16 protein-coding genes are annotated in these 17,404 nt (G+C 60.2%); 7 read left to right on the top strand and 9 right to left on the bottom strand.

All coding sequences use genetic code 11. From position 1 onward, the window contains the following. Nucleotides 1–5: 5 nt before the first annotated feature. Nucleotides 6–1,523, bottom strand: coding sequence for a polyphosphate:AMP phosphotransferase (pap, locus tag AACY44_RS12395; RefSeq protein ID WP_339416479.1), 1,518 nt, complete (start codon nucleotides 1,521–1,523; stop codon nucleotides 6–8). Between the two features lie 152 nt (nucleotides 1,524–1,675). Here pap and mnmC point away from each other — a divergent pair, with 152 nt between their 5' ends. The 5 genes from mnmC to AACY44_RS12420 all read left to right on the top strand — a co-directional run bounded on the left by mnmC (nucleotide 1,676) and on the right by AACY44_RS12420 (nucleotide 8,914). Further along, nucleotides 1,676–3,664, top strand: a complete 1,989-nt coding sequence (gene mnmC / locus AACY44_RS12400) for a bifunctional tRNA (5-methylaminomethyl-2-thiouridine)(34)-methyltransferase MnmD/FAD-dependent 5-carboxymethylaminomethyl-2-thiouridine(34) oxidoreductase MnmC (protein WP_339427430.1) — start codon at nucleotides 1,676–1,678, stop codon at nucleotides 3,662–3,664. Nucleotides 3,665–3,822: 158 nt separating this feature from the next. Further along, entirely contained in the window at nucleotides 3,823–5,595 is a 1,773-nt protein-coding gene (locus tag AACY44_RS12405) for an N-acetylglutaminylglutamine amidotransferase (protein ID WP_339416481.1), read from the top strand. A 3-nt stretch (nucleotides 5,596–5,598) separates the two neighbouring features. Beyond that, nucleotides 5,599–7,335: an N-acetylglutaminylglutamine synthetase gene (ngg, locus tag AACY44_RS12410; protein WP_339416482.1), complete on the top strand. Its 1,737-nt coding sequence runs from the start codon at nucleotides 5,599–5,601 to the stop codon at nucleotides 7,333–7,335. Nucleotides 7,336–7,442: 107 nt separating this feature from the next. Then, nucleotides 7,443–8,627, top strand: a complete 1,185-nt coding sequence (locus AACY44_RS12415) for an osmoprotectant NAGGN system M42 family peptidase (protein ID WP_339416483.1) — start codon at nucleotides 7,443–7,445, stop codon at nucleotides 8,625–8,627. A gap of 59 nt (nucleotides 8,628–8,686) precedes the next feature. Next, the gene (locus AACY44_RS12420) at nucleotides 8,687–8,914 is read left to right on the top strand and encodes a YheU family protein (protein ID WP_003192759.1); all 228 of its coding nucleotides are present in this window, start codon (nucleotides 8,687–8,689) and stop codon (nucleotides 8,912–8,914) included. A gap of 7 nt (nucleotides 8,915–8,921) precedes the next feature. On the opposite strand, the gene csrA is transcribed toward AACY44_RS12420, so the two are convergent. Both csrA and AACY44_RS12430 read right to left on the bottom strand, forming a co-directional pair. Further along, nucleotides 8,922–9,119 carry a carbon storage regulator CsrA gene (gene csrA, locus AACY44_RS12425; RefSeq protein ID WP_049712242.1) on the bottom strand — a complete coding sequence of 66 codons (198 nt, stop codon included), beginning with the start codon at nucleotides 9,117–9,119 and terminating at the stop codon, nucleotides 8,922–8,924. A gap of 127 nt (nucleotides 9,120–9,246) precedes the next feature. Further along, a complete protein-coding gene (locus tag AACY44_RS12430) occupies nucleotides 9,247–10,062 on the bottom strand; it encodes an SDR family oxidoreductase (RefSeq protein WP_339530360.1) in 816 nt (271 codons plus the stop codon). Between the two features lie 326 nt (nucleotides 10,063–10,388). Between AACY44_RS12430 and AACY44_RS12435 the strand changes: the two genes are divergently transcribed. Next, nucleotides 10,389–10,541: a DUF3309 family protein gene (locus tag AACY44_RS12435; RefSeq protein WP_065873322.1), complete on the top strand. Its 153-nt coding sequence runs from the start codon at nucleotides 10,389–10,391 to the stop codon at nucleotides 10,539–10,541. A 68-nt stretch (nucleotides 10,542–10,609) separates the two neighbouring features. On the opposite strand, the gene AACY44_RS12440 is transcribed toward AACY44_RS12435, so the two are convergent. The 5 genes from AACY44_RS12440 to AACY44_RS12460 form a co-directional block, all read right to left on the bottom strand. After that, nucleotides 10,610–12,697 carry an LTA synthase family protein gene (locus AACY44_RS12440; RefSeq protein WP_339436278.1) on the bottom strand — a complete coding sequence of 696 codons (2,088 nt, stop codon included), beginning with the start codon at nucleotides 12,695–12,697 and terminating at the stop codon, nucleotides 10,610–10,612. Nucleotides 12,698–13,036: 339 nt separating this feature from the next. Then, complete coding sequence (locus tag AACY44_RS12445; protein WP_003172956.1) at nucleotides 13,037–13,228, bottom strand: PLDc N-terminal domain-containing protein; 192 nt, start codon at nucleotides 13,226–13,228, stop codon at nucleotides 13,037–13,039. Nucleotides 13,229–13,295: 67 nt separating this feature from the next. Further along, the gene (locus tag AACY44_RS12450; RefSeq protein WP_339436279.1) at nucleotides 13,296–13,826 is read right to left on the bottom strand and encodes a hypothetical protein; all 531 of its coding nucleotides are present in this window, start codon (nucleotides 13,824–13,826) and stop codon (nucleotides 13,296–13,298) included. Between the two features lie 42 nt (nucleotides 13,827–13,868). Continuing rightward, nucleotides 13,869–14,384, bottom strand: coding sequence for an ankyrin repeat domain-containing protein (locus AACY44_RS12455; protein WP_339416486.1), 516 nt, complete (start codon nucleotides 14,382–14,384; stop codon nucleotides 13,869–13,871). Between the two features lie 110 nt (nucleotides 14,385–14,494). Continuing rightward, entirely contained in the window at nucleotides 14,495–16,321 is a 1,827-nt protein-coding gene (locus tag AACY44_RS12460) for a long-chain-acyl-CoA synthetase (protein WP_339436280.1), read from the bottom strand. A 352-nt stretch (nucleotides 16,322–16,673) separates the two neighbouring features. Here AACY44_RS12460 and AACY44_RS12465 point away from each other — a divergent pair, with 352 nt between their 5' ends. Next, nucleotides 16,674–16,952 (top strand): DUF3509 domain-containing protein, encoded by a 279-nt coding sequence (locus tag AACY44_RS12465; protein ID WP_010208870.1) that lies wholly within the window; start codon nucleotides 16,674–16,676, stop codon nucleotides 16,950–16,952. Nucleotides 16,953–17,011: 59 nt separating this feature from the next. Here the strand turns inward: AACY44_RS12465 and AACY44_RS12470 are convergent, their stop codons facing one another. After that, a complete protein-coding gene (locus tag AACY44_RS12470) occupies nucleotides 17,012–17,281 on the bottom strand; it encodes a response regulator transcription factor (protein ID WP_339416489.1) in 270 nt (89 codons plus the stop codon). Nucleotides 17,282–17,404: the final 123 nt, after the last annotated feature.

A 17,404-nucleotide genomic window follows, 5' to 3' on the forward strand; every position in this document is an offset into this window, starting at 1 on the left:
TAGGCCTACTTCTTCTTGCCTTTCTTGCCGTGCTTGTCGGATTGTTCGAATGCCTCCTCCAGCGCCCGGTTGATCGTGCGCAATACCTTGACCCGGGCCCAGCGCTTGTCATTGGCTTCGACCAACGTCCAGGGCGAGACTTCAGTGCTGGTACGGTCGACCATATCGCCGACGGCGGCGCGATAGTCGTCCCATTTGTCGCGATTGCGCCAATCGTCCTCGGTGATCTTGAAGCGCTTGAAGGGGATTTCCTCCCGAGCCTGGAAACGCTCCAACTGGGTCTGCTTGTCGATGGCCAGCCAGAACTTCACCACGATCACGCCGGCATCGCGCAGTTGCTCTTCGAAGTCATTGATCTCGCCATAGGCGCGCATCCAGTCCGCCGTGGTGCAAAAGCCCTCGATGCGCTCAACGAGTACACGGCCGTACCACGAACGATCAAACACGGTGAACTTGCCCCGCGCCGGGATTTTCTGCCAGAACCGCCACAAGTACGGCTGGGCGCGTTCGTCTTCGGTGGGCGCGGCAACCGGCACGATATGGTATTGGCGCGGGTCCAGTGCGGCGGCGACACGACGGATCGCCCCGCCCTTGCCCGCCGCATCGTTGCCTTCAAATACCGTGACCAGGGCGTGCTTGCGCATGCGTTTGTCTCGCATCAGGCCGGAGAGGCGCGCCTGCTCAGTAATCAGTTGCTCTTCGTAATCGTCCTTGTCCAGCCGCAGCGTCATGTCGAGGCTATTAAGCAGGCTCATCTGGTCCACCGCCGAGGGTAACGGCGCCGGGTTCATGCCACTGGCCTTGCCCTTGGGCAGCTTCAAGGCGTTTTGCAGGCCTTCGAGCAGGATCTTGCCCACGGTCAGCCCACGGTAATGCGCGTCAACGCCTTCGATGACATGCCACGGTGCATAGTCGCGGCTGGTGCGGCGCAGCACACGTTCGCCGAAATGCACGAATTTGTCGTACGTCTCGGACTGCTGCCAATCCAGCGGGCTGATGCGCCAGCTGTGCAGCGGGTCATCGGCCAAGGCCTTGAGCCGCGCCTTCATTTGCTTTTTGGACAGGTGGAACCAGAACTTGAAGATCAGCGCACCTTCATCGCAGAGCATCTTCTCCAGACGCTCGGCGCCGGCGATAGCCTGGTCCAGACGTGCATCCTTGATCTGCCCATGCACGCGGCTTTGCAGCATCTGGCTGTACCAATTGCCGAAAAACACGCCCATGCGGCCTTTGGCAGGCAGTTGACGCCAGTAGCGCCAGGCAGGCGGGCGCGCCAGTTCTTCGTCGGTCTGCTGGTCGAAGGTGCGCACTTCGATCAAGCGCGGGTCCATCCATTCATTGAGCAGTTTGACGGTCTCGCCTTTACCGGCGCCTTCGATGCCATTGATCAGAATGATGACCGGAAAGCGCTTCTGCTGTTGCAGCTCGTACTGCGCTTCCAGCAGGGCTTCACGCAGTGCCGGCACTTCGGCGTCGTAAGTGTCTTTGTCGATGGCGTGGCCGATTTCAGCGGATTCGAACATGGGCAGCTCCGTTTCAAAATGGATCAAGACTAGCGGATTGGGCAGCAGCGCGCGGGAGGAAATTCCATACGCGCTTGCCGTAGGTCAATTCAAAGCTTGTTGATCAGCTAGAATGGCCACCTTGCCTTTGCCTGCTTTTTTATGAGCCGTCCATGACCCCCATCACCCACGCCCAGCTCGACTGGGATGATCAAGGTCGCCCGCACTCGCGGGCGTTTGACGATGTGTACTTTTCCGACAAGTCGGGCCTTGAAGAAACCCGCTATGTATTCCTCGAACAGAACCGTTTGCAGGAACGCTTCGCGGCCCTCCCGGCGGGTGGGCGGCTGGTGATTGGTGAAACCGGCTTCGGCACCGGGTTGAATTTCCTGTGTGCCTGGCAACTGTTCGAACAGCACGCGGTTGCCGGCGCGCACCTGCATTTTCTCAGCGTGGAAAAGTATCCGCTGAGCCACGCCGACCTGCAACGCGCCCTCGCCCTCTGGCCCGAACTGCAGCCCTTCGCCGAGCAACTGCTGGCGCAGTACATCGCTGTCCATCAAGGCTTCCAGCGGCTGGTGCTGGATAACGGCCGCGTGACCCTGACCCTGTTGATCGGCGATGCCCTGGAACAATTGCCACAACTGGATGCGCAGATCGACGCGTGGTTTCTCGACGGCTTCGCCCCGGCGAAAAACCCGGACATGTGGACCGCCGAGCTGTTTGCCGAACTGGCGCGCCTGGCGGCACCCGGCTCAACCATCAGTACCTTTACCAGCACCGGCTGGGTGCGACGGTTGATCAACGCGGCCGGGTTCAAGATGAAGCGCACGCCAGGCATCGGCCACAAGTGGGAGATCCTGCGCGGCGAGTACCTTGGCTGGCCCCATGACACGCCGCGCCCAACGTCAGCCAAACCCTGGTTCGCCCGCCCGCCTGCCCTCGACGGTGAACGCCATGCCATGGTCATCGGCGGCGGCCTGGCCGGTTGCGCCACCGCCGCCAGCCTCGCGGCGCGAGGCTGGCGCGTCAGCCTGCTGGAGCGCCACGCGGCGTTGGCGCAGGAAGCGTCGGGCAACCCCCAAGGCGTGCTGTATCTCAAACTGTCCGCACATGGCACGGCCTTGTCGCAGCTGATCCTCAGCGGTTTCGGCCACACCCGACGGCTGTTGGAGCACTTGCAGCGTGGTGTCGACTGGGACGGCTGCGGCGTGCTGCAACTAGCGTTTGATGCCAAGGAAGGCCAGCGCCAGGTGCAACTCGCCGACGCGTTCGCCCCGGATCTGCTGCACCTGCTGGACCGCGATCAGGCCCAACAACGCGCCGGGATCAGCCTGGCCCAGGGCGGCCTGTTTTTCCCCGAAGGCGGTTGGGTGCACCCGCCGGCGCTGTGCCAGTGGCAGGCGGCACATCCGTTGATTGAGGTCCTCACACACAACGAGGCCGCTGAGCTGCACCGGGTCGATGGCCAGTGGCAAGCCCGCAACGGCGATTGCGTACTGGCGAGCGCCTCGGTGGTGGTGCTGGCGGGCGCTGCTGAAATCAAGCGGTTCGCGTTCAGCGCCGACTTGCCGCTCAAGCGGATTCGTGGGCAGATCAGCCGCCTGGCGCAAACCTCGGCCAGTGAGGCGCTGGGCACGGTGGTGTGCGCCGAAGGCTATGTCGCCCCCGCCCGGCTGGGTGAACACACGCTTGGCGCCAGCTTCGACTTCACCAACGACGACCTCACGGCCACCGCTGCCGAACATGCTGGCAACCTGGAAATGCTGCGCGAGATTTCCACAGACCTGCTGCAGCGCCTGGGCGGAGAACAACTGGCCCCGGAACAGCTGGAGGGGCGTGCCGCATTCCGCTGCACCAGCCCTGATTACCTGCCGATTGTCGGACCGCTGGCGGATCGTACGGCGTTTCAAAGCGTGTATGCCGTGCTCGGCAAAGACGCCCGGCAAGTCCCGGATACGCCGTGCCCGTGGCTACCGGGGGTGTACATCAATAGCGGCCACGGTTCACGCGGGCTGATCACGGCGCCACTGTGCGGCGAACTGATCGCTGCCTGGCTGAGTGACGAACCGCTGCCCGTACCGGCCAATGTGGCCGAAGCTTGCCACCCCAACCGATTTGCCTTGCGGGCATTGATTCGAGGCAAAACAAAGACACCGTAATCAGCGCAAACGAGGGCATTAACGCCAGTGCGCCTATTTGCCTTATAACTTATCGGTCTAAAACTCTACGGATAGCACTGGGTCAGTTTCTGGGTACGCGCCCTCAGCGGCGTATTGAGTATTGACCCCTCCCCAACGGAAAAACCGGTAAGGAATTTATGTGCGGATTAGCTGGAGAATTACGTTTCGATGCCCAACCTGCCGACTTGGCGGCCATTGAGCGCATCACCCATCACTTGGCCCCACGTGGCCCGGATGCCTGGGGCTTCCATGCCCAAGGGCCGATTGCCCTGGGCCACAGACGCCTGAAGATCATGGACCTGTCGGACGGCTCGGCCCAACCCATGGTCGATTCACACCTCGGCCTTAGCCTGGCCTTCAACGGTGCGATCTATAACTTCCCGGAATTGCGCAAAGAGCTGGAAGCCTTGGGCTACGCCTTCTATTCCGGGGGCGACACCGAAGTGCTGCTCAAGGGCTACCACGCCTGGGGCGAAGCGCTGCTGCCCAAGCTCAACGGCATGTTTGCCTTCGCCATCTGGGAGCGCGATGCCCAGCGTTTGTTTATCGCACGTGACCGTCTCGGCGTAAAACCGTTGTACCTGTCGCGCACCGGCCAGCGCTTGCGCTTTGCCTCGGCATTGCCTGCGCTGCTCAAGGGCGGCGATATCAACCCGATCCTTGATCCGGTGGCGCTCAACCACTACTTGAACTTCCACGCTGTGGTGCCTGCACCGCGTACCCTGCTGGCAGGCATTGAAAAACTGCCACCGGCGAGCTGGATGCGTGTCGAAGCCAACGGCAAGACCGAGCAGAAAACCTGGTGGACCCTGCCCTACGGTCCGCATGAGGACGAGAAAAACCTCAGCCTGGAAGACTGGACTGATCGCGTGCTCGACAGCACCCGCGAAGCCGTGGCCATCCGCCAACGTGCCGCCGTGGATGTCGGCGTGCTGCTGTCCGGCGGTGTCGATTCGAGCATGCTCGTCGGCCTGCTGCGCGAAGTCGGCGTGCAAGACCTGTCGACCTTCTCCATCGGTTTTGAAGACGCGGGCGGCGAGGCTGGCAACGAGTTCCAGTACTCCGACCTGATCGCCAAGCACTACGGCACCCGTCACCACCAATTGCGCATTGCTGAAAGCGAGATCATCGAGCAACTGCCGGCGGCATTTCGCGCCATGAGCGAGCCAATGGTCAGCCATGACTGCATCGCTTTCTACCTGCTGTCGCGGGAAGTGGCCAAGCATTGCAAGGTGGTGCAGAGCGGCCAGGGCGCCGACGAGCTGTTCGCCGGTTACCACTGGTACCCGCAGGTGGATGGCGCCAGCGATCCTTATGCGGCGTATCGCGATGCGTTTTTCGACCGCAGCTACGAAGATTACGCCGCCACCGTCGCGCCGAAATGGCTGACGGCCAACGACGCTGCCGGTGACTTTGTACGCGAGCATTTCGCCATGCCAGGCGCCGATGCCGCCGTGGACAAGGCACTGCGTCTGGACAGCACAGTGATGCTGGTGGACGACCCGGTCAAACGCGTCGATAACATGACCATGGCCTGGGGCCTGGAGGCGCGTACGCCGTTTCTGGACTACCGTCTGGTGGAGCTGTCGGCCCGTGTACCTGGCAAGTTCAAGTTGCCTGATGGCGGCAAGCAGGTCCTCAAAGAAGCCGCGCGCCGTGTCATCCCAAGCGAAGTCATTGACCGCAAGAAGGGCTACTTTCCAGTGCCGGGCCTCAAGCATTTGCAAGGCGATACCCTGAACTGGGTCCGTGAACTGCTGCTGGACCCCAGCCAGGATCGCGGCCTGTTCAACCCGGCCATGCTCGACCGCCTGCTCACCGATCCGCAGGGCCAACTGACGCCGTTGCGCGGCTCCAAGCTGTGGCAACTGGCGGCGCTGAACCTGTGGCTCAGCGAACAAGGAATCTGATTGATGAAACCTCTTGCAGCGGCTTACAGCCAACGCTTGCTGAAGGGCCAGGCGCCAACCTACGAGCGCCTGCAAGCCCGCCTGGCTGAAGACGGAAGCCCCTTGGCCGCCGAACCGATTGCCGTGCATTGCGGTTGGGGTCGGCTGTTGATAGGCCATACCTTTCCGGACCCTGCCAGCCTCGCCCTGGAGTTGCTCAATGAGCAGGCTGGCGAGCGAGACATCGCCCTGTATGTGGCGGCCCCCCAGCAAATTCTGGGGATCGATCCTCAGCAGTTGTTTCTTGATCCATCCGACACGTTGCGCCTTTGGTTCAGCGACTATCGCCCAGCGACTCGAGTGTTTCGTGGCTTCCGTATTCGCCGCGTGCAGAGCGAGGCGGATTGGCTGGCGGTGAACCGGCTCTATCAAGGGCGCGGCATGTTGCCTGTCGACACCGAACGCCTCACGCCGCGCCATCAAGGTGGCCCGGTGTATTGGCTGGCAGAGGATGAAGACAGCGGCGCGGTGATCGGCAGCGTGATGGGCCTCAATCACCAAAAAGCCTTTCACGACCCGGAAAACGGTTGCAGCCTGTGGTGCCTGGCGGTTGACCCGCAATGCACGCGCCCCGGTGTGGGTGAGGTGCTGGTGCGCCATCTGGTGGAACACTTCATGAGCCGTGGCTTGAGCTATCTGGATTTGTCGGTGCTGCACGATAATCGCCAAGCCAAGAACCTTTACGCCAAGCTCGGTTTTCGCGCGCTGACCACCTTTGCGATCAAGCGTAAAAATGGCATCAACCAGCCTTTGTTTCTCGGCCCCGGCCCGCAGGCGGGGTTCAACCCTTATGCACGAATCATCGTGGAGGAGGCCCACCGCCGAGGTATCGATGTGCAGGTGGATGACGCTGATGCGGGCATGTTCACCTTGAGTCATGGCAGCCGCCGTGTGCGCTGCCGTGAATCCCTGAGCGACCTGACCACCGCCGTCAGCATGACGCTGTGTCAGGATAAAAGCCTGACGCATAAAACCCTGAAAGCCGCAGGGCTGAACGTGCCGTCGCAACAACTCGCGGGCAGCGCCGATGACAACCTGGAGTTCCTCGAGGAACACCAGCGCGTCGTGGTCAAGCCGCTGGATGGCGAGCAAGGCCATGGTGTAGCGGTGGATTTGCAAAGCATCGAAGACGTGCAGCAGGCGATTGAAGCGGCGCGGCAGTTTGACAGTCGGGTATTGTTGGAAAGCTTTCACGAAGGCCTGGATCTGCGCATCCTGGTGATTGGTTTCGAAGTTGTCGCCGCTGCAATCCGACGCCCAGCCGAAGTGACTGGCGACGGTCAGCATTCCATCGGCGCCTTGATAGAAGCCCAGAGCCGCCGCCGCCAGGCCGCCACCGACGGTGAAAGCAAAATCCCGGTCGACGCCGAAACCGAGCGCACCTTGACAGCCGCCGGCTACGACTACAGCAGCATCCTGCCTCGCGGCCAGACCCTGGCCGTGCGCCGTACCGCCAATCTGCACACGGGGGGTTGCCTGGAAGACGTCACCGCGATCCTGCACCCCACGCTGGTGGACGCCGCCGTGCGCGCTGCGCGCGCCCTGGATATTCCCATGGTCGGCCTGGACCTGATGGTGCCTGCCGCCGATCAACCCGAGTACGTGTTTATCGAAGCCAACGAACGCGCCGGCCTGGCCAATCATGAACCGCAACCCACTGCTGAAAAATTTGTCGATTTGTTGTTTCCGTATAGTGGGTAGCGGCAAGCGGCAAGCTTTTAGCTTCAAGCTTCAAGCGAACTCAACAGCCTTACACCACACCGAACTTGCAGCTTGCAGCTAATAGCTTGCAACTAAAGGACCCCTTTATGCCCCAAACCATCCCCGAACCGGATCTCGCTTACCTGCAAAAAGTGCTGCTGGAAATGCTCGCCATCCCCAGCCCCACCGGGTTTACCGACACCATCGTGCGCTACGTCGCCGAGCGCCTGGAAGAACTGGGCATTCCGTTTGAAATGACGCGGCGCGGCACTATTCGCGCCACCCTCAAGGGCCAGAAGAACAGCCCAGACCGTGCGGTGTCCGCACACTTGGACACCATCGGCGCCGCCGTACGCGCGATCAAGGACAACGGCCGCCTGAGCCTGGCGCCGGTGGGCTGCTGGTCGAGCCGATTTGCCGAAGGCAGCCGCGTCAGCCTGTTTACCGATAACGGTGTGATCCGTGGCAGCGTGCTGCCGTTGATGGCCTCCGGGCACGCGTTCAACACCGCCGTGGACGAAATGCCGGTGAGCTGGGACCACGTGGAGCTGCGCCTGGACGCCTACTGCGCGACCCGCGCCGATTGCGATTCCCTGGGGGTCGGCATCGGTGACTACGTGGCCTTCGACCCGCTGCCCGAATTTACCGAAAGTGGGCACATCAGCGCCCGACACCTTGACGACAAGGCTGGCGTCGCTGCCCTGCTCGCCGCGCTCAAGGCGATTGTCGACAGCGGCGAGCCGTTGCTGATCGACTGCCACCCACTCTTCACTATTACCGAGGAGACCGGCAGCGGCGCAGCGGCCGCCCTGCCCTGGGATGTCAGTGAGTTCGTCGGCATCGATATCGCCCCCGTCGCCCCCGGCCAGCATTCCAGTGAACATGCGGTGAGCGTGGCGATGCAGGATTCGGGTGGGCCGTATGACTATCACCTCTCGCGGCATTTGCTGCGCCTGGCGTCTGACAACGAGTTGCCGGTGCGCCGCGACCTGTTCCGCTACTACTTCAGCGATGCGCACTCGGCCGTGACCGCAGGCCATGATATCCGCACCGCGTTGCTGGCGTTTGGCTGCGACGCGACTCACGGCTACGAACGCACCCATATCGATAGCCTCGCGGCGCTGAGCCGCCTGCTGGGCGCGTATATTCTCAGCCCGCCCGTATTCGCCAGCGACGCACAACCGGCCCAGGGTTCACTGGATCGGTTCAGTCATCAGATTGAACACGATGCACAAATGGAGAGCGACACGCGGGTGCCATCGGTGGAGAGCCTGGTGGGCAACAAGCCCTGAGACTGGCAACTCCGGTCCCGGCGCAGTAGCATCGCCGGGATCCATCACCCGAGGCTTGTATGCTGATTCCCTACGACGCTCTTGAAGTCGACACCCTGACCCGCCTCATCGAAGACTTCGTCACCCGTGACGGCACCGACAATGGCGACGACACGCCCCTGGAGACCCGCGTATTGCGCGTGCGCCAGGCGCTGACCAAAGGCCAGGCGCTGATCGTGTTCGACCCCGAGAGCGAGCAATGCCAGTTGATGCTCAAGCACGACGTGCCCAAGCATCTATTCGACTGAAAATGCGCTAAGGGTTGGGGGCCGCGTGCAGCTCAGCGGCTTGGCGTTCGAGGATTTTCTGGTACACCTCCGCGCGATGAACATGCACCCCGGCCGGCGCTGCAACACCGAACTTCACCTGGTTACCGTTCAACTCGAGGATGTGCACGGCGATGTCATCGCCAATGGAGATGACTTCGCCTACGGCGCGGCTTAAGACCAGCATGGCGGTTGTCCTTTTAGAATGACAGGACCTCGACCATGCGCGCTGGCTGTGGGGCCATCAATGCCTTGCGGTGAAATCAGGCACTCCCTACATACGCAGGTAACTTACCTGACAGACTGCCACCTGATCAGCCTTTAACCGCCTGCGCTTTGGCACGCATCTTGTCGGCCATGGTGGTCATCTCGTCATAGAGCAACTGCGGGTTCTTCTGCTTCAACGCCCACGCCATCCGCCCTTGCTCATGGGGCAGGATCATGAACTCGCCTGCTACGACGCGCTGATAAATGTAATCGGCAATGTCTGCCGCCGAAATCGGCGAGCTCTCAAGCAGTTTGCCCACTTGGGCCTTCATCGCCGGGGTCGGCCCACGGAACGAGTCGAGCAGGTTGGTCTGGAAGAACGACGGGCAGACCACGTGCACGCCGACTTCCTGCTGCTTTAGCTCCACCAGCAGACTTTCCGACAGCGCCACCACGCCGGCCTTGGCCACGTTGTAGTTGCTCATGGCCGGGCCCTGCATCAATGCCGCCATAGACGCGATGTTGATGATGCGGCCCTTGCTCTTTTCCAGCAGGGGCAGGAACGCCTTGCAGCCCTTGACCACGCCCATCAGGTTGATTGCTATTTGCCAGTCCCAGTCTTCCAGGGACAGTTCGGCGAAGAACCCACCCGAAGCCACGCCTGCATTGTTGACGATCACATCGATGCCACCCAGTTTCACCTCGCAAGCCTGGGCAAATGCGGTGAGCTGGCTGTAATCGCGCACGTCACAGCGCTGCACAAAACCGTCGCCGCCCGCCTCGCGCACGCGCTTGAGGGTTTCCTGCAAGCCCGGCTCGCTGACGTCAGACAAGGCCAATTGCCAACCTTCGCGGGCCCAGCGCAGAGCGATTTCGCGACCCAGGCCAGACCCGGCGCCAGTGATCATCATGCGATTTTGCATAGGAGGTAGCCTTGTGGTTCACGGAAGAAGTGACCGGCAGTGTAGCGAAGGTTTTTCCCACACCCACCCACCATCAGAGTGATGAATGCCCTTGGCAAACCGGCGACTGGGTCGGATGTTTGCCTATTGCCTAAGTTCAATATTTTTCAACTAGCAAAGCGGATTTGCGAACGCATTAAAAGAAATAAGCGAGTGCACGAAATGCTTTAAAAAATACTGAATTTTTCGCGAGGGGCAATAGTCGGAGTTATTAAGGCGTCCGTAAGTTAGCTGTCGGGCCTATCGTTAAATAACCGGTCTTTGCAGAAAGACAATAAGGAAAAACCATGAGCCTCATTCTGATCATTATCCTGATCCTCCTGCTGGTCGGTGGTCTGCCAGTGTTCCCTCACTCGCGTAACTGGGGTTACGGCCCGTCGGGTATCCTCGGGGTGGTATTGGTTGTGCTGCTGGTGTTGATGTTGCTTGGCCGGATATAAAGTCCTGGTAGCAAAAAAACAGCAAAAAAAGAGGCCTTGAAAAAGGCCTCTTTTTTATTGCCGGTTAATTAGTCCGGCTTGCCGTCAGCCACACCGGCGGTGTTATCCAACAGGCTCTTGGTCGCCGTCTGTAGGAACGACTCAAGTTTCTGCCTCAATGCCCCCTCGTCCGGCGATTCAGGAATCACTCTACCGGTCGGGTGGGCGCCCAGCTCATATTCCCAGAGCTTGGGTGGCATTTCCTTCGGCAACACCAGAATGCGATCGCCGGTAACCAGCGCCACTGTCTGATCGCTGCCCGACGGTTTGATCACGCCGAAGCCTTTATCGCCTTCCGGCAGGTTCAGCAGGTCGCGCCCCCAGCACTGGTGCAAGGTTTCGCCACCCAGGCGGCCCATGATGGTCGGCACGATGTCGATCTGGGTGCCCACGGTGTGGTCACGCTCGCCGAACTTCTCCTGTATGCCCGGTGCGATCATCAGCATCGGCACGTTAAAGCGACCCAGGTCCATTTCGGTGATCTGCTGTTCGTTGCCAAAGCCGTGGTCGCCGACAATCACGAACAAGGTTTCCTTGAAATACGGCTCCTTACGCGCCTTTTCAAAGAACTGGCCCAACGCCCAGTCGGAGTAGCGCATCGCCGTCAAATGCTCGTCAAGGCTGCCACGACCCGTGACCTTTTCGACCGGCAATGGCGTCGGCAAGGCATACGGCGTGTGGTTGGACAAGGTTTGCAGCAAGGCATAGAACGGCTTGCCGCCTTCGCGGGCTTTCAGCTCTTCCAGGCCACGGTTGAACATGTCCTGATCGGACACGCCCCAGGTCGGGTCGGAGAACACCGGGTCGACGAAGTCGTTGCGACCAATGAAGTGGGTCATGCCCTGGTTGCTGAAGAAGCCCGATTGGTTATCCCAGGCGAAGTCACCGTTGTAGACATACACGTCGTCAAACTTGCGCGCGCTGAGCAACTGGGGCAGGCCCGACAGCTTGTGGCTGCCTTCCGGGGTCTGCATCAGGTATTCGAACGCCGGCAGGTTGGGGAAACACGCCATGGTGGCAAACATCCCCTGGTGAGTGTGAGTGCCGTTGGAGAAGAAGCGGTCGAACAACAGGCCTTCCTTGGACAGTTTGTCGAAGTACGGCGTGATGTTACCCGGACGACCCAGGGCGCCGACCGAGTGACCGGCGAAGCTTTCCATCAGGATCACGACGACGTTCTTGATCGGCAGGGTTTTCTCTGCCGGTGGGGTGAACTCGCGGCGCACGGCGGCGGTGTCGGTATCCACCAGTTTTTCCGTCGGCAGCACCAGCATGTCGCGCACAGTCTGGGTCGCCAACGGCTGTTCCAGCGTCGCCTTCCAAGTGTTGTCACGATGCTCGGAGAACCGTGCCTTGGCCGCGCCGACCAGCGACAACGTGCCATTCAGGCCCAGTTGGTTAGCGAAGTTCGAGTCGGTGGTGTAGACGTCACCCCAACGCAGTGGCGCGCCTTGGCGCAGAGTGCCACGCGCGGCGATGACAGCGACCAACAGGCAGACTACGAACACCGCAATACGCGTGTACCACGGCGCTACTTGGCGAGTGCCGATGCTGCCACCGCTGAACGGCCCGCGTGGGCGCGTTGCACGGTCGGCGCCTTTGAAGGCGATGCTCAGGATCAGCGTGCCCACGGCCCAGGCCAGCAGGTAACGCACCACCGGAAAACCGTACCAGAGCATGCTCATCACGGTTTTCGGGTCTTCCTTCACGTACTGGAACACCAGGCCGTTGAGGCGCTGGTGGAACTCGCGATAGAAGTCCATTTCCATCAGGCCCAGGAACAGGGCGATGCTGGACGCCACGGTCAGCCAGAAACGGAAGAACCCGCGAGCAGCCATCGCCCGTACGCTGAACAACGCCAGCAGCAATGGGATGATCAGGTAAACCACCAGGCGCAGGTCCAGGCGCAGGCCGTTGGCGAACGCTTCAAGGAAGGTCGAGGCCGGCGTGTCGAGGATCATCTCGCGGTTGTACACCAGCAGCGCCAGGCGCAGCAGGGAGAACATCACCATCATGACCAGTGCGCAGAGCAGCGTGTATGCCAGATGGGATTTGACGGTGGGTTGCAGCAGGCGACTTGAAGCTCGCTGATGATTCAGGGCGTCCGGGTTTGCCATGTCGTTTGAGGACCCATTGGAAGTTTAAGTTGCGAAATATTGCTGCGGCATCCTGCCCACGCCCAAGCGTGTAGGAACGGGGGGTAAGCGCGTTGGCGCAAATGGTGCCCGATGAATGCCATCAACGCTATTGATTACTGAGGAAAAACACTTCTTTGTAGGGCTTTCGCCAGCCGGCGACAGAGCCGTCCTACAAGGAAATAGAACGAAGGGAATTGTCCGGAAGGCTGTGTGAAAATTCTGTATAGCGAATATTTCGACACAAAGAAATATGGGAGGGGGATTGCCCCCCTCCCACATTGACTACGGCCATTCAATGTTGAGTGGGCAGTTTTACAGTCATATCCGCACGTTGCCACGCGGCCCGGCGATTGCCCAAATGATCAAGCCCAGCACCGGCAACAACAGGATCAGCAAAATCCACAGCACCTTGGCGCCCGTGCTGGCACCGCTTTTGAACACATTGATGATCGCCCAGATATCCAGCGCCAGGATGATCAGCCCGATCAGGCCATTGAAAGTCGAACCCATGGTGTCGCTCCTAAGTGAGGGCATGCACTTGTAGGATAGTCAGCACTGGCCGGGGTTCCGTTCTATTTCAGACGTGCACAGCGATCTTCAGCGCTTCCAGGGACGGTTCGCCCTTGATACCGACTTCGGCGCACAACGCCAGCACGCGCGGCAGGTCGTTGCCGTAGACCAGCACGGCCTGGATCTCGTCGTCCAACAGTTGGCTGAAGTTGAGCAACACGTAGCCGCCATCTTCCGGGCTGAGGGCACTCATCTGGATCTGGATGCGGTTCAGTGCAGTCAGGTCTTCGGTCTTGGCCAGTTGCTTGGGCTTGAGGTTGAACGCTACGCCTGGGCCGAACGAAGCGACGATCTGTGCGAACAGGGCGCCGTAGGTGTCGGCCTGGAACAACACGGTGTCCGGCAGGCTGCCGACGACGATCCATTCACCCAAAGGAATCGGGAAGGTATCGTCGTAGTTGATATCCGGGTTGGCCGCCAAAAACGCCGCCGGGTCCGCGTAGGCCTGGGCCGCTTCATCGGCGATACGCGCCACTTCGTCCTCGCCCATGACGCCGGCGCTGATTTTGCTGATGAGTTCGACGAGGGCGGTTTTCATGGGCATGGTCCTGTAGCGGGCTGGTTTTTGAGGGCGCGTAGCCTACACCAGTTTCCGCAACTGCGCCGCCGTATCCACGGCGCCCATGGTCTGCGCCGCCGCCAACGCCGTCGCGCCCTGGGCATCAGTCGCCTTGGGGTTGGCGCCCTGGCCGAGCAGGTAGTCGACCATCTCCACGCGGTTGAACATTGCCGCCATCATCAAGGCGGTACGGCCGTCCGAGGAGGAGGCATCCACTGGCGCGCCCCCTTCGATCAGCGCCTGTACTACCGGCAAGGTGCCCTTGAACGCAGCCCCGGCGATCGGCAACTGGTTTTTGTCATTGGCGATCAGCGGGTCAGCCTTGAACTCCAGCAGGACTTTTACCGCCTCGGCATGGCCGTGGTAGGCCGCGAGCATCAACAGGGTGTCGCCGTTATGGTTACGAAAATTGGCTGGCAAGCCTTTGGCCAGCAGCGCGGCGAGCATAGCGGCGTCGCCTTTGCGGGCGACGTCAAAGACCTGCTCGGCAAATTCGGCGGCTTCATCATCGGTCATTTGTTTGGGTTGATCTGACATGTGGGGCTCCTTGTCCTGATACTGAATAGGCGCCAGTGTCGCGAGGGAGTTCCCACCTGTCATGGCTTTTTTGTCAAAAGGCGCCATAGGCAGAATCAATAACGCTACGGTTAATAACGGAAGTGGCCGGCCTGGATCTGCGCCAACAATGGCCCCGTCACCGGTACATAGCAGTCCGAACCCGGCAGCCAGGCGTAGACCGGATCATTGCCTGCCTTGTCCGGGTCGAACGCCTCCTGCTTGAGCCGTACTTTCTGGTATTTGAAGGTACCGGTGGTTTCCATCTTCACCTTGATCCGCAGGAACAACGGCACCGCATAATGCGGCAACTGGCCATGGGCGAACTGCAGCAACTCGCGCATGTCCAGGGCGGCCAGGGACTCGCTCGGGGTGATGGCAACCATGCCGGCACGGCCGTTGGTGTTTTCGATTTCCACACCATAGGCCACGACCTCGGCGATCTGCGGATGTTGCAACAGGACATTCTCAACTTCAGTAGTGGAGACGTTTTCGCCCTTCCAGCGATAGGTATCCCCCATACGGTCGACGAATTGCGCATGGCCAAAGCCAATGCTGCGCACCAGATCGCCGGTATTGAAGTAGCGGTCGCCCTTCACGAATACATCGGTGAGGACCACCTGGCGGTTCTTTTCCGGGTCGGTGTAGCCATCATAAGGCGACTTTTCATCGATCCTGGCCAGCAACAATCCCTGCCCACCTGTCTTCACTTTGTGCATGAAACCATCGCTGCCGCGTAGGGGCTCACCCGTATCGAGGGTGTAGTCCACCAGCGCCCAGTGCTGCAGGCAAAAACCGACGGTATTGTCGAAATTCAAGACGTTGGTGAAGCCGATATTGCCGTCGCTGGCGGCATACAACTCGCACACATGATGGACGCCGTAACGCGCCTTGAACTGCGCCCACACGCCAGGACGCAGGCCATTGCCGACCATCTTGGTCACGCGGTGATCACCATCGTTTTCGCTGGCTGGCTGGTCGAGCAGGTAACGGCACAATTCACCGACATAACCGAGGGTGGTCGCCTTGAATCTACGCGCGTCGTCCCAGAACTGGCTGGCACTGAATTTACGCCGGATGGCAAACCCCGACGCTCCGACAATCGCCGAGCCCCAGCACACGCACAGGCCGGTGGCGTGATAGAGCGGCAGCGTGCAATAAAGGACGTCGTCCGGGCCCATGTCCAAGGCAATGCTGCCGAAGCTGACGGCGGTCTTGGTCCAGCGGCCGTGCTTCATGATGCCGGCCTTGGGCAAGCCCGTGGTGCCGGAGGTGTAGATATAAAAGCAGGGATCGTTGAAGAAAACCTGCGCGGTGCTGGCCGGGTTAGTCGCCGGGCGCTCGGCGCTGGCAGCGATCAGGTCGATGTAACCTTGCGGCACCGTGGCGCCGTGTTGCTCGGCGACGAACCACGTGCGTTTTGCCTCGATCGCCACCTCATTACGCACGACTTCGTAGGCGTCCACCAATTCTGCCCCCACCACGATCGCCACGGGGTTCACCAGGTTAAGGCTGTGCACCAGCGCCGCTTGGGTTTGCGCCGTATTGAGCATGGCGCAGATGCCGCCCAGCTTGGTCACGGCCAACACGTTAAGCAGCAGTTCGGGACGGTTTTCGATAAACATCGCGACTACATCACCCTTGCCGATGCCATGGGCCTGCAGATGATGGGCAATGCGGTTGGCCTGTTGGTTGGCTTCGGTGTAGCTGAGGACGCGGTCGGCGTACAACAAGGCGGCGCCATCCGGGTTACGCAAGGCGGCTTGTTCAAAGTGCCAGCCCAGGCCGCAGGGTTGCTGGGGGTCTGTGACATTGGCGGCACGCATGCCGCGTACCACGCGGGGGAGCGCACAAACAATGGCAGGCACCTTACGCAGCATCATGCCCCAAGTGATCATGTCGTTTGGCGGATGGCTCATGGGAACGTCCTTTTTCTTATTCTTCGTAAACCTTGCAGGAAAGTACGTCAGCCACTCTTCGGCTGTACACGCAGGATTTGAAAAGTTTTGTATCCCGATGAGCGACCGCGGAAAAATGGAATTTAGCGACGCAGAGGCAGTCTTAAAAACTGATGGGGCGCCTGTTCAGGCCTGAGGAACAACGCAAAATGCAGGATACATGATGGCCATTCATGCAAATTGCACGAAACTGAAATTCCTGAATTTTCACAAGACACTGATTTATAACGATATTTTTATAAATCGGTAGCTGGCACAATCACTGCACCTATCACTCCATGCTTGCCAACTTGAGCCAACGGAGCTGATAGACATGAGCCTGATCCAAGATAAATTCGCTTCAGTATTCTCCAACTACGACGTCACCACTCAGCCACGTCCTGACGGCGGCATCCTGTTGACCCTGCGTAACAGCGAAGGCAAACAGGTGAAGCGCTCGATCTCCTACCAGCAGTTGCACACTGCCGACCAATTGACCTGGGTGATCAGCGCCATTCGCCGCGACCTCGCCGAACAAGCCAGCGACCTGCCGCAGATTTCGATGCTGCAGAGCCAAAACCGCTTTGCCCTGCCGACGTACCACTCGGCTTAAGGCTCAGACAAAGCAGAGGGCCGCGACACTGTTGAGTGTCGCGGCCCTTTTTTACGCCTTCAGCAAAGCCCCTGACGCGCAGCCTCATTCATTGCCTGCACGCGGTTGGTCACTTCCAACTTGCCGTAGATATTGCGCAAGTGGAATTTTACCGTGGCTTCTGACGTGGCGCGTATCTTACTGATCTCCCACACAGTCTTGCCTTCCGAGGCCCAGCGCAATATTTCCAATTCTGTCGGGGTCAGCGACTTGCCCGCCAGGTTAATGCGTCGCCTGGCAGCATTGGGTACCGAATACGGCGGTAGAAACGATTCCCTCGGGCCTCTCATTGCGTTCTCTCCATTTTATTGGTCGACGTCCTATCACCCTTCGGATTCCTCCTATTGACAGGTGATATAAACGCTAATACCAGAGAGAGTTACATAAGGAATGGTATTAAGGCGCAGGCCCGA

The sequence above is a fragment of the Pseudomonas sp. RA_15y_Pfl1_P11 genome, assembly GCF_963970975.1.
Classification (GTDB): Bacteria; Pseudomonadota; Gammaproteobacteria; order Pseudomonadales; family Pseudomonadaceae; genus Aquipseudomonas; species Aquipseudomonas tritici.